This window comes from Pseudomonas gingeri (assembly GCF_013386115.1).
GTDB classification, from domain to species: domain Bacteria; phylum Pseudomonadota; class Gammaproteobacteria; order Pseudomonadales; family Pseudomonadaceae; genus Aquipseudomonas; species Aquipseudomonas gingeri.
The window spans coordinates 723,674-734,517 of record NZ_JACAOR010000005.1; the positions used below are offsets into that span (position 1 = coordinate 723,674).

13 protein-coding genes are annotated in these 10,844 nt (G+C 61.1%); 10 read left to right on the forward strand and 3 right to left on the reverse strand.

Annotated elements, in window-relative coordinates:
* Positions 1–10 precede the first annotated feature (10 nt).
* Entirely contained in the window at positions 11–325 is a 315-nt protein-coding gene (locus HX881_RS11230; RefSeq protein ID WP_218165327.1) for an MGMT family protein, read from the reverse strand.
* Positions 326–525: 200 nt separating this feature from the next.
* On the opposite strand from HX881_RS11230, the gene HX881_RS11235 reads away from it, so the two are divergent.
* The 10 genes from HX881_RS11235 (at position 526) to HX881_RS11280 (ending at position 9,149) form a co-directional block, all read left to right on the forward strand.
* A complete protein-coding gene (locus tag HX881_RS11235; RefSeq protein WP_042935315.1) occupies positions 526–1,533 on the forward strand; it encodes a DUF481 domain-containing protein in 1,008 nt (335 codons plus the stop codon).
* Between the two features lie 52 nt (positions 1,534–1,585).
* Positions 1,586–2,317: a DUF2470 domain-containing protein gene (locus tag HX881_RS11240; protein ID WP_177084440.1), complete on the forward strand. Its 732-nt coding sequence runs from the start codon at positions 1,586–1,588 to the stop codon at positions 2,315–2,317.
* Between the two features lie 65 nt (positions 2,318–2,382).
* A complete protein-coding gene (locus tag HX881_RS11245) occupies positions 2,383–2,856 on the forward strand; it encodes an FxsA family protein (protein ID WP_177084442.1) in 474 nt (157 codons plus the stop codon).
* Between the two features lie 258 nt (positions 2,857–3,114).
* A complete protein-coding gene (locus tag HX881_RS11250; RefSeq protein ID WP_017126247.1) occupies positions 3,115–3,408 on the forward strand; it encodes a co-chaperone GroES in 294 nt (97 codons plus the stop codon).
* 49 nt (positions 3,409–3,457) lie between these two features.
* A complete protein-coding gene (groL, locus tag HX881_RS11255; RefSeq protein WP_017126246.1) occupies positions 3,458–5,104 on the forward strand; it encodes a chaperonin GroEL in 1,647 nt (548 codons plus the stop codon).
* Positions 5,105–5,375: 271 nt separating this feature from the next.
* Complete coding sequence (gene colR, locus HX881_RS11260; RefSeq protein WP_017126245.1) at positions 5,376–6,059, forward strand: two-component system response regulator ColR; 684 nt, start codon at positions 5,376–5,378, stop codon at positions 6,057–6,059.
* Positions 6,049–7,329 (forward strand): sensor histidine kinase, encoded by a 1,281-nt coding sequence (locus HX881_RS11265; protein WP_017126244.1) that lies wholly within the window; start codon positions 6,049–6,051, stop codon positions 7,327–7,329. Before colR ends, HX881_RS11265 begins: the two co-directional genes overlap by 11 nt.
* A 191-nt stretch (positions 7,330–7,520) precedes the next feature.
* On the forward strand, positions 7,521–8,201 hold the full coding sequence (locus HX881_RS11270; RefSeq protein ID WP_017126243.1) for a class I SAM-dependent methyltransferase: 681 nt from the start codon (positions 7,521–7,523) through the stop codon (positions 8,199–8,201).
* A gap of 4 nt (positions 8,202–8,205) precedes the next feature.
* A complete protein-coding gene (locus HX881_RS11275; protein ID WP_017126242.1) occupies positions 8,206–8,925 on the forward strand; it encodes a lipopolysaccharide kinase InaA family protein in 720 nt (239 codons plus the stop codon).
* Entirely contained in the window at positions 8,922–9,149 is a 228-nt protein-coding gene (locus HX881_RS11280; protein ID WP_042935314.1) for a hypothetical protein, read from the forward strand. Before HX881_RS11275 ends, HX881_RS11280 begins: the two co-directional genes overlap by 4 nt.
* A gap of 80 nt (positions 9,150–9,229) precedes the next feature.
* Here HX881_RS11280 and HX881_RS11285 read toward each other — a convergent pair whose 3' ends face one another.
* Together HX881_RS11285 and gap are read right to left on the reverse strand one after the other, a co-directional pair.
* Complete coding sequence (locus tag HX881_RS11285; protein WP_017126240.1) at positions 9,230–9,694, reverse strand: methylglyoxal synthase; 465 nt, start codon at positions 9,692–9,694, stop codon at positions 9,230–9,232.
* 39 nt (positions 9,695–9,733) lie between these two features.
* Positions 9,734–10,735 (reverse strand): type I glyceraldehyde-3-phosphate dehydrogenase, encoded by a 1,002-nt coding sequence (gene gap, locus HX881_RS11290; protein WP_017126239.1) that lies wholly within the window; start codon positions 10,733–10,735, stop codon positions 9,734–9,736.
* Positions 10,736–10,844 lie beyond the last annotated feature (109 nt).

The following is a 10,844-nucleotide window of genomic DNA, read 5'->3' on the forward strand; positions in this document are numbered from 1 at the left end:
AGCGCGCACTCTAACCGCTGTGCTCTATCGGGCGCCAGCCATGACGCTTGATATCGACACGATTGTTCAGGACGCTGAGGCCTTCGGTGCGCAGCCGGGCGCGTTGTTCGTCGCCGGACGGGCTGCCGACCGGCAGGCTGATCCGACCACCGGCACCCAATACGCGGTGCCAGGGCAGGCGGGTATCGGCCGGTAACTGGCTCAAGGTCCGTCCGACCCAGCGGGCCGCTCGACCGAGCCCGGCGAGTTCGGCCAGTTGGCCATAGGTGACGACCTTGCCTTCGGGCACCTGGGCCAGGGTCAGGTAAAGGGCCGTACGCCGCATCTGGGCCGGGCTTTCACTGGCTGTTTCTTCGCTCACGGGGCCATTCCTATGGAAAATTTTTGCCTCTGAAAGTAAGAGATTTCCGCTTATTAAGAGTGATTATTGAACTCGACTCCTGTTTGCCCGGTCAGTCCTTGTTAAGGCATTGTCCAGCGGGATAATGCCGTTTTTTTTCCGCAAACCCGAGCCCTGTGTTGCCTATGTTGTCCAGAACCCTGCTGTGCCTTGCTGTTTTCAGCGCCTCCACGCCCTTGCTGGCCGATACCGTCTGGTTGAAGAACGGTGATCGCCTGAGTGGCAAGATCAAGCTGTTCGACGGCGGCAAGCTGCTTGTGCAGACCGAGTACGCCGGAGCCGTTGCGGTGGACTGGGCCCAGGTCAAGACCCTGGAAAGCGATCAGGAACTGCTGGTCAAGCAGGATGCCTACACCGGCGAGAAGACCAAGTCGTTGCAGGCCGCCGAGGCCGGCAAGGTGACCCTGGCCAATGGCGAGGCGCCGAAGACCGTGGAACTGGCGAGCATCCAGCAGATCGTCAAGCCCAAGCCGGTGATCGAAGACCTGGTCTGGAAAGGCAACGTCGATGTGGCCCTGGATTACAAGCGCGCGGAAAAAGACACCGACGACTACGACATCGACTTCAAGACCACGGCCCGCCATGGCGCCTGGCGGCATCACGCCGAAGGCGAGTACAACCGCGAGTTCCAGGACAATGTGGTGACCACGGACAACTGGGGTGTCGAGTACGCCCTCGACCGCTTCATCACTGAAAAATGGTTCTGGCAGGGACGCCTGACCTACAAGCGCGACCGGGTCGAGGACCTGTCCCGCCAGCGCACCGTCGGTACCGGCCCGGGCTACCAGTTCTGGGATGATGAGCTGGGGGCGTTCTCCCTCGGCGCGCTGGTCAACAACACCCACTACGAATATGACGATGGCGAGAAGAAGAACTTCTACTCACTGGGCATGAAGTGGGACTACAACCGGTACCTGATCGGCAAGACCGTGGAGTTCTTCACCACCGGTGAGGTTGGCCGGCCGTTGAGCGGCCCTTCCAAGTACTCCCTGGATGCCGACATGGGCCTGCGTTACAAGGTGACCGAGTGGGCTTCGCTGAACCTCAAGGCCGAACGCGACATCATTAATGGCGACGATGACACCAGCCTCAACAAGACCCGCTACACCGTCGGCTTCGGCGTGGCCTGGTAAGGGCCGGGGATGCTATAAGGCAACCAGTGGATTTTGCATGAGGAGTCACAAGGTGAGCGTTGAGGTTGCCAAGAATGCGCGTGAGTTGCTGCTCAAGGAGTACCGGGGCGTGTTGTCGACGCATTCCAAGGCCATGCCCGGTTTTCCGTTCGGCTCCGTGGTGCCTTACTGCCTGGATGACCAGGGCCTTGCGCTGATCCTGATCAGCCGGATCGCCCAGCACACCCACAATCTGCAGAAAGACCCGAAATGTTCCCTGCTGGTGGGCGAGCGGGAGGCCGAGGATGTCCAGGCGGTCGGCCGCCTGACCTACCTGGCCGAGGCCGAGAAGCTCGTCGAGCCCGAGGCCATCGAAGCGGCCGCCGAGCGCTACTACCGTTACTTCCCGGACTCGGCGAATTACCACAAGGCCCATGATTTCGATTTCTGGGTACTCAAGCCGGTGCGTCATCGTTATATCGGCGGCTTCGGCGCGATCCACTGGCTGGACCAGGTGACCCTGGCCAACCCGTTCGCCGGCAAGGCGGAAGTCAGCATGGTCGAACACATGAACAGCGATCATGCCAAGGCGATTGCCCATTATGTCGAACTGGCCGGGCTGCCACGCAGCGTACCGGCCCAGTTGGCGGGTATCGACACGGAAGGGATGCACCTGCGGATCGGCCAGGGCCTGTATTGGCTGGCTTTTGAAACACCTTGCAACACGCCGGCGCAGGTTCGCGAGGCCCTGGTTTCCCTGGCCCACGCGCAGCAATGGCCGAAAAAGCAGGCGGCCGAGGCTTGAATTCACGAAGTGCCGACGTCATCTGATGTTTACTGGAAGGCATTCTTCCGTAGAGGAACCATTTGATGCGCGCTTTTCTATTGCTCTTTCTGCTGTTTCCGGTGCTAGAGCTGTATGTGTTTTTCCAGGTCAGCACGGCCATCGGCTTTTTCCCGGCGCTGGCCCTGATCATTCTCGGTTCGGCGCTTGGTGTGCTGGTCCTGCGGGTGGCCGGTCTGGCTACCGCGTTCCGGGCGCGTGAAAGCCTGAGCCGTGGAGAGTTGCCGGCCCAGACCGTGCTTGAGGGCCTGATGCTGGCCCTGGGTGGTGGCCTGCTGCTGTTGCCGGGGTTTATCAGTGATGTGCTCGGCCTGTTGTTGCTGTTGCCGGTCACCCGCCGACTGGCGGTCGGCAGGATGCGTCGCCGCGCCGAGGAGCAGGCCATGCGCCAGCGTGCCTTCGCCGACGACCTGCATGCACGTGGCCAGCACGGCGCCGCGCCGGCCAATGGCCGTCAGCCGAATGTGATCGAAGGCGAGTTCGAACACCGCGACTCCTGATCGATCGCTATCACCCCGCACGGCACCTTCGGGTGCCGTGTGTGTTTTACGGGAACTGTCACCTGCAAAAAAAATCGTCACCTTGCCCTTGTAATTACCTTTGGCGCCCCTATGTAACGGTCACCGCAAGGTTTTTGGCGTAAATCGCCAGACAGTCTTCTGCGGTTCGCTTGTCGAGCCGCAACCGGCCACGCCGGATTTGCTAACAGGCCGGTATCGATACCGGTCGCTGAAAACCATAATTAGGAGAGATCGACAATGAAGCTTCGTCCTCTGCATGACCGCGTCGTCATCCGTCGCAGCGAAGAAGAAAAGAAAACCGCTGGCGGCATCGTCCTGCCAGGTTCGGCTGCCGAGAAAGCCAACCACGGTGAAGTTCTCGCTGTAGGTACCGGCCGCGTGCTGGACAACGGTGAAGTTCGTGCGCTGGCCGTGAAAGTGGGTGACAAGGTTGTGTTCGGCCCTTACTCCGGCAGCAACACTGTGAAAGTAGACGGCGAAGACCTGCTGGTAATGGCTGAGAACGAGATTCTCGCTGTTATCGAAGGCTGATTCCCGCTCATTTTTCCCGCTACGACAAAGTATTCAAGGAATTACGATCATGGCTGCTAAAGAAGTTCTGTTTGGCGACTCCGCCCGCAAGAAAATGCTCAAAGGCGTCAACGTCCTGGCTGACGCGGTAAAAGCGACCCTGGGCCCGAAAGGCCGTAACGTGATCATCGAGAAGAGCTTCGGCGCTCCGACCATCACCAAGGACGGCGTTTCCGTTGCCAAGGAAATCGAGCTGGAAGACCGTTTCGAAAACATGGGCGCGCAGCTGGTCAAAGACGTTGCCTCCCGTGCCAACGATGACGCTGGCGACGGTACCACCACCGCTACCGTTCTGGCCCAGTCGATCGTCAACGAAGGCCTGAAGGCTGTCGCTGCCGGCATGAACCCGATGGACCTGAAACGCGGCATCGACAAGGCGACCATCGCCATCGTCAAGGAACTGAAGGCCCTGTCCAAGCCTTGCGCCGACACCAAGGCCATCGCCCAGGTAGGTACCATCTCCGCCAACTCCGACAACTCCATCGGCGACATCATTGCCGAAGCCATGGAAAAAGTCGGTAAAGAAGGCGTGATCACCGTTGAAGAAGGCTCGGGCCTGGAAAACGAACTGTCGGTCGTTGAAGGCATGCAGTTCGACCGTGGCTACCTGTCCCCTTACTTCGTCAACAAGCCGGACACCATGGTCGCCGAACTGGACGGCCCGCTGATCCTGCTGGTGGACAAGAAGATCTCCAACATCCGCGAAATGCTGCCAGTGCTGGAAGCCGTTGCCAAAGCCGGCCGCCCACTGCTGATCGTGGCCGAAGACGTCGAAGGCGAAGCCCTGGCGACCCTGGTTGTGAACAACATGCGCGGTATCGTCAAGGTCGCTGCCGTCAAGGCACCGGGCTTCGGCGATCGTCGCAAGGCCATGCTGCAGGACATCGCTGTCCTGACCGGCGGTACCGTCATCTCCGAAGAGATCGGCCTGAGCCTGGAAAGCACTACCCTGGACCACCTGGGTAGCGCCAAGCGCGTCACCCTGTCCAAGGAAAACACCATCATCGTCGACGGTGCTGGCGTACAGGGCGATATCGAAGCCCGCATCGCCCAGATCCGTGCCCAGGTTGCCGAGACTTCCTCCGACTACGACCGTGAAAAACTGCAAGAGCGCCTGGCCAAGCTGTCCGGTGGCGTTGCTGTGATCAAGGTCGGTGCCGGTTCCGAAGTTGAAATGAAAGAGAAGAAAGCCCGCGTTGAAGACGCCCTGCACGCAACCCGCGCAGCCGTCGAAGAAGGCGTGGTCCCTGGCGGTGGCGTGGCACTGATCCGTGCCCTGCAAGCCATCAGCGAACTGAAAGGCGACAACGCCGATCAGGACGTCGGTATCGCTGTCCTGCGTCGTGCCGTTGAAGCACCGCTGCGCCAGATCTCCGCCAACAGCGGTGACGAGCCAAGCGTCGTGGTCAACGAAGTCAAGAACGGCAAGGGTAACTTCGGTTACAACGCTGCGACTGGCGAGTACGGCGACATGATCGAAATGGGCATCCTGGATCCAACCAAGGTGACCCGCTCGGCGCTGCAGGCAGCTTCCTCCATCGGCGGTCTGATCCTGACCACCGAAGCAGCAGTGGCTGAAGCACCGAAGAAAGAAGGCGCAGCTGGCGGCGGCATGCCAGACATGGGCGGCATGGGTGGCATGGGCGGCATGATGTAAGCCACCCGGCTCCCGTACAGAAAAGCCCCGCCTGGTGCGGGGCTTTTTCATGGGCGCGATTTTCTCCCGATGACCGGCCGACAGGCCGCTGGGGAGGGCGCCGGGCCAGGGATAATAGAGAGGGGATGCCCGATTTTAGCGGTGAGGCTGTGCCCGTACCGTGAACCTCGGGTGAAAAAACCATTAAATCTTCGCGCCCTAGCCGTGAGCCGAACTACACCTTAAGCTGCGCGGGCCAAGACGGCCGTTACCGCGTACGGAGAGAGTACCCATGCGAATTCTACTGGTTGAAGACAACCGCGATATCCTCGCCAACCTGGCCGACTACCTGGGGCTTAAAGGCTATACCGTCGATTGCGCGCAGGACGGCCTGTCGGGTCTGCATCTGGCCGCTACCGAGCACTACGACCTGATCGTGCTCGATATCATGCTGCCCGGGATCGACGGCTACACCCTGTGCAAGCGCTTGCGCGAGGATGCCCGGCGTGACACCCCGGTGATCATGCTGACGGCCCGTGACCAGCTCGATGATCGTTTGCAGGGCTTCAAGTCCGGTGCCGATGACTACCTGCTCAAGCCCTTCGCCCTGTCGGAACTGGCTGCACGTATCGAGGCGGTGTTGCGCCGTGCCCAGGGTGGCGGCCGGCGCGCCTTGCAGGTGGGTGACCTGAGCTATGACCTGGATACCCTGGAAGTCACCCGCCAGGGTCGCCTGCTCAAGCTCAATCCGGTCGGCCTGAAGCTGCTGGCGGTGCTGATGCAGAAAAGCCCGCACGTCTTGCGTCGGGAGATTCTCGAGGAAGCCCTCTGGGGCGACGACTGCCCGGACAGCGACAGCCTGCGCAGCCATGTGCACCAGTTGCGCCAGGTGATCGACAAACCGTTCGACAAGCCGTTGCTGCACACCGTGCACGGCGTTGGTTACCGCCTGGCCGAGGGCCGTGATGGAGTTTAAGCAGAGTCTTGCCCAGCGCATCATCATCGCCTTTGCCCTGATGAGCGCGTTGGTGGCGGGGGCCTTTGCCATGGGGATCGTCGCCACGGTCCATCTGGTCGAGGAAAAACTCATCTCCGCCGGCCTGGGTGGGGATCTGCAGCGCCTGCTGTTGATGGACAGCGTGGGGGACTGGAGCCACCGGCCCGAGCCCGACCAGTTGTTCTACTACAGTGGCGGCAAGGGCGATTTCGAGTTGCCCAAGGATTTGCGCCACCTCGATCCCGGATTTCATGAAGTCTTTCGCGAACAGCTGTCCTATCACGCCATGGTCGAGGTCGTCGACGGCCGGCGCTACGTGCTGCTGCAGGACCAGAGCGACTTCGAGGAGCGCGAGCGGGTGCTGTTCGCGGTAGTGCTGGTGGGATTTGTCCTGGCCCTCGCCCTGGCGGTGTTCCTCGGCTGGGTCCTGGCCCGACGGGTGATGGCTCCGGTGGTGCGGCTGGCCCGCCAGGTGCGTCACCGTGACCAGTTGCTCGGGCTCGCACCGCCCCTGGCGCCCGACTATGCGGCGGATGAGGTGGGTGAGTTGGCGGTGGCGTTCGACGCGACGCTGGGACGCTTGCGTCAGGCCCTGACCCGCGAACGGCTGTTTACCAGTGATGTCAGCCACGAGTTGCGCACGCCCCTGATGGTGCTGGCCAGTTCCTGCGAGCTGCTGCTGGAAAACCCGGCGATCGATCAGCGCGGGCGTAATCAGGTCGAACGTATTGCCCGGGCCTGCGAGGAAATGCGCGAGCTGGTGCAGACCTTCCTGATGCTGGCCCGTGCCCAGCGTGAAGACGCCAGCATGTCACCGCAGGTTTCGCTCAAGCTGGTGGCCGAGGATCTGATCGGCCTGTGGCGGGCGCCTATCGAAGAGAAAGGCCTGGAGCTGATCTTCGAGCCGGGCAGTCCCCTGGATACCCGTTACAACGCGACCTTCCTGCATGCGGTGATGGGCAATCTGTTGCGCAATGCCCTGCACTACACCGAACACGGCTTTATCCGCCTGACCCTCGAACCGTCGGGGTTCGTGGTCGAGGACAGCGGTGTCGGGATCCCGGAAGAAAAGCGCGCGGCGATGTTCCAGCCTTTTGTGCGGGGTGATGAGAAACGGGGTGAGGGCCTGGGGCTGGGGCTTTCGCTGGTGCAACGGATCTGCGAGAACCAGGGCTGGTCTGTCAGCCTGACGACCATGGAGCCCAGTGGTTGCCGCTTCCATGTGGACCTGGCGCGGCCCGCTGCCTGATTTCCTGCCGTGCCCTGTTTCTTCAGGGCACAGACTTCGTCGAAGTGTACAGATATGGCCCTCGGCTATCACGTCTAGCCTGTAAAACTTTGTAATGGTTTGTTCGGGACAGAACAAAATTTTCACGAGGGGACGACCTGTCGCTAACACGCACCTACCTAATGTAGCGCTGTCAGCTACAGGAGATGGTGATGAATTCCCCGATAAAACTTGAATTTTCCGACAAGTACGACGACAAACATGCTCAACAGTATCTGCTCAAGCACAAGGATGGCTTGGCTCGTCGGTTGTCCCACAAGCGTGATGAGCAACTGGCGCGTGCCGCGTTGGCCCTGGCGGGCGAGCCGGGCCTGGTGCTCGACTTGCCCTGTGGGGCCGGACGGTTCTGGCCGCTGCTGGCGGAGAAACCCAACCGGGTGATCATCGGTGCCGATAACTCGGCGCCCATGCTGGAAACCGCGCTCAAGGCGCAGCCGGCCGAGGTGGTCAAGCGGATACGACCGCTGCAGACGTCGGCATTTGATATCGACTTGCCTGATAACGCCGTCGACAGCATTTTCTGCATGCGTCTGCTACACCATATCGGCGAATCGGCGCATCGTGTGGCATTGCTGGAGGAATTCCAGCGGGTAACCCGTGACAGCGTGATCGTTTCACTCTGGGTCGACGGGAATTTCAAGGCCTGGCGGCGCAAGCGGCTGGAGCGCGAACGACAGGCCGACGGTGCACAGGACGGTTACCAGAACCGCTATGTGTTGCCTGCGGCCAAGGTAGAAGAAGAATTCAGGCAAGCGGGTTTTCGCATCCAGGAACACCTGGATTTTTTCCCGCTCTACGCCATGTGGCGGGTTTATATATTGCGCAAGAGGTAACAGGATGACCGTTGAGTACGTATCGCACGCGAAAGATGTCACCGAGAATCGCTTCGAATATTTCTGGCAACAGAAGGGCGAGTGGGTTGAAGAGCCCAACCAGCGCCGAGGCGGGGAAAGTGGTGTTCAGCGGTTGATGGGTACGAGCGGTCGACTGTTGTATGTGAAACGCCAGGTGGGGCATACCTACCGCAGCCTGTTGCACCCCTTCGGCCGACCGACGGTCCTGCGCGAGCAGGCTGCGCTGAAGGGGTTGCGCATGCTTGATGTAGCGGTGCCCGAGCTGGTGTTCTGCGGCGCCCGGCGCAGCAGCGAGGGGGCATGGCAGGCCCTGCTGGTGACGGCGGCCCTGGACGGTTTCATCGAGATCGAGAATTGGTATGCCGAAGGTGGTCGCGAGCGCCACGGCGAGGCCGTGCATGATCGTGTGCTGCAGGAGCTGGCCGGCACCCTGGCGCGGATGCATCGCGGTCGCTGGCAGCACGGCTGCCTGTACATCAAGCACGTGTTTGTCCGGGTCAGTGGCGAGGGTGAGTCGGCCAATGTCGAGGTGGCCCTGCTGGACCTGGAGAAAGCCCGCCAGCGCCTGAGTCGTCGTCGGGCGGCGGCCCATGACATGAAACAACTGCGGCGCCATTCGTCGTGGAATGACACGGACTGGAACAAGCTGAGCTACTTTTACGGTATGGCGTTCGGCAGCACCATCAAAGGTTTACGGCGATGAAGTTAGAAATAGCTCGAGGTTTGTTTTTGCTCAGTGCACTGGCTATTGCGTCGCTGGCCCTGGTGGCCTGGGAGCAGCCAGGCACCCGGATACTCACCACGGCCAATGGCACCGGGCACTGTCCGTTGCCGCGGGTGGCCAAGGTGGGTGGGGACGTCAAGCCCGATCATGATCTGCTGTTGTTCATGTTCGGTCTTTCCCAGGGACTGAAGCCGCAAAGTTGACGCGCCCTTGCCCTCTCGAAAAGCCTCGTGACCCACGAGGCTTTTTCCTTTGTCCGGCCGGTCGGTACGGCCCGTCGAGGCTAGCGCCTCGCTGACAGATAGGCGTCGTAGTCCGGTACCCGATACTCATGGGCCTGCTCCATCAGCGGGCTGCTGAGCAGGTAGTCGGCGGTGCATTCGTTACAGGCCACGGGAATGTTCCAGACCGCCGCGACCCGCAGCAAGGCCTTGATATCCGGATCGTGGGGCTGTGGTTCGAAGGGATCCCAGAAAAACACCAGCAAATCGACACGCTGCTCGGCGATCCGCGCGCCGAGCTGCTGGTCGCCGCCCAGCGGGCCGCTGATCATGCTTTCCACCGGCAGGCCGAGGCGCTTGTTCAGCAGCAGGCCGGTGGTGCCGGTCGCCACCAGTTCGTGCCGGGCCAGGCGCTCCTTTTGCCGCTCGGCCCAATCGAGCAGGAATACCTTGCAGTGATCATGGGCCACCAGGGCGATACGCTTGCGCGCCGCCATGGTGTTGCGGGTAAAACTGATACCTATCATCGGTCCTGCTCCCTGCCCGTCGCTTCGTTGCCTGTGCGCTTATTCCGCGTTGCAAAGAGCCAGGCAGTTATCCAGCATGCGGTTGGAGAAGCCCCACTCGTTGTCGTACCAGGCCAGGACCTTGAGCAGCTTGCCGCTGGCCTTGGTGTGGTTGGCGTCGAAGATCGACGACAGCGGATTGTGGTTGAAGTCACTGGAAACCAGCGGCAGGGTGTTGTAGCCGAGGATCTTCGAGTGCTGGCTGGCTTCCTTGAGCAGTGCGTTGACCTCGTCGGCGCTGGCTTCGCGCTTGAGCTGCACGGTCAGGTCGACCAGCGATACGTTGATCACCGGCACACGCACGGCCATGCCGGTCAGCTTGCCGGCCAGTTCCGGCAGTACCAGGCCCACGGCTTCGGCGGCACCGGTCTTGCTCGGGATCATGTTCTGGGTCGCAGAACGCGCGCGGTACGGGTCGGTGTGGTAGACGTCGGTCAGGTTCTGGTCGTTGGTGTAGGCATGGATGGTGGTCATCAGGCCGCTTTCGATGCCCAGCTCGCGGTGCAGCACCTGGGCCACCGGGGCCAGGCAGTTGGTGGTGCACGACGCGTTGGAGATGATCTGGTGCGACTGGCGCAGGATGTCATGGTTGACCCCGTACACCACGGTGGCATCGGCGCCTTTGGCCGGTGCGGAAATAATCACTTTGCGGGCGCCGGCGCTCAGGTGCGCGGCGGCCTTGGCACGGTCGGTGAACAGACCGGTGCATTCGAAGACCACGTCGATCTTTTCGGCGGCCCAGGGCAGTTCGGCCGGATTGCGGATCGCGCTGACCGAGATGCGGTCGCCGTTGACGGTCAGGCTTTCGTTGTCATGCTCTACGCTGGCATCGAAGGTACCGTGGACGGTGTCGTACTTGAGCAGATGGGCATTGATGGAGCTATCGCCCAGATCGTTGATGGCGACGACCTGCAGGTCCTGGCGGTAACCTTGGGTATAGAGTGCGCGCAGGACGTTGCGGCCGATACGGCCAAAACCGTTGATTGCGATTCGTAGCGTCATGAGGAAAGCGCCTGTCGTAGTTTTGTTGTTGGAATTACAAGATTATTCGCATAAAAATAGAAAACAAGCCTTTTTAGTGGCAATATTTTGTTTTATCTACAACGAGTGA

What these genes read in the sequence shown, in the direction of transcription:
- HX881_RS11230 (WP_218165327.1), bottom strand. Translation starts at nt 325, where the DNA reads ATGCGGCGTACGGCCCTTTACCTGACCCTGGCCCAGGTGCCCGAAGGC.
- HX881_RS11235 (WP_042935315.1), top strand. Translation starts at nt 526, where the DNA reads ATGTTGTCCAGAACCCTGCTGTGCCTTGCTGTTTTCAGCGCCTCCACG.
- HX881_RS11245 (WP_177084442.1), top strand. Translation starts at nt 2,383, where the DNA reads ATGCGCGCTTTTCTATTGCTCTTTCTGCTGTTTCCGGTGCTAGAGCTG.
- HX881_RS11250 (WP_017126247.1), top strand. Translation starts at nt 3,115, where the DNA reads ATGAAGCTTCGTCCTCTGCATGACCGCGTCGTCATCCGTCGCAGCGAA.
- groL (WP_017126246.1), top strand. Translation starts at nt 3,458, where the DNA reads ATGGCTGCTAAAGAAGTTCTGTTTGGCGACTCCGCCCGCAAGAAAATG.
- colR (WP_017126245.1), top strand. Translation starts at nt 5,376, where the DNA reads ATGCGAATTCTACTGGTTGAAGACAACCGCGATATCCTCGCCAACCTG.
- HX881_RS11265 (WP_017126244.1), top strand. Translation starts at nt 6,049, where the DNA reads ATGGAGTTTAAGCAGAGTCTTGCCCAGCGCATCATCATCGCCTTTGCC.
- HX881_RS11270 (WP_017126243.1), top strand. Translation starts at nt 7,521, where the DNA reads ATGAATTCCCCGATAAAACTTGAATTTTCCGACAAGTACGACGACAAA.
- HX881_RS11275 (WP_017126242.1), top strand. Translation starts at nt 8,206, where the DNA reads ATGACCGTTGAGTACGTATCGCACGCGAAAGATGTCACCGAGAATCGC.
- HX881_RS11280 (WP_042935314.1), top strand. Translation starts at nt 8,922, where the DNA reads ATGAAGTTAGAAATAGCTCGAGGTTTGTTTTTGCTCAGTGCACTGGCT.
- HX881_RS11285 (WP_017126240.1), bottom strand. Translation starts at nt 9,694, where the DNA reads ATGATAGGTATCAGTTTTACCCGCAACACCATGGCGGCGCGCAAGCGT.
- gap (WP_017126239.1), bottom strand. Translation starts at nt 10,735, where the DNA reads ATGACGCTACGAATCGCAATCAACGGTTTTGGCCGTATCGGCCGCAAC.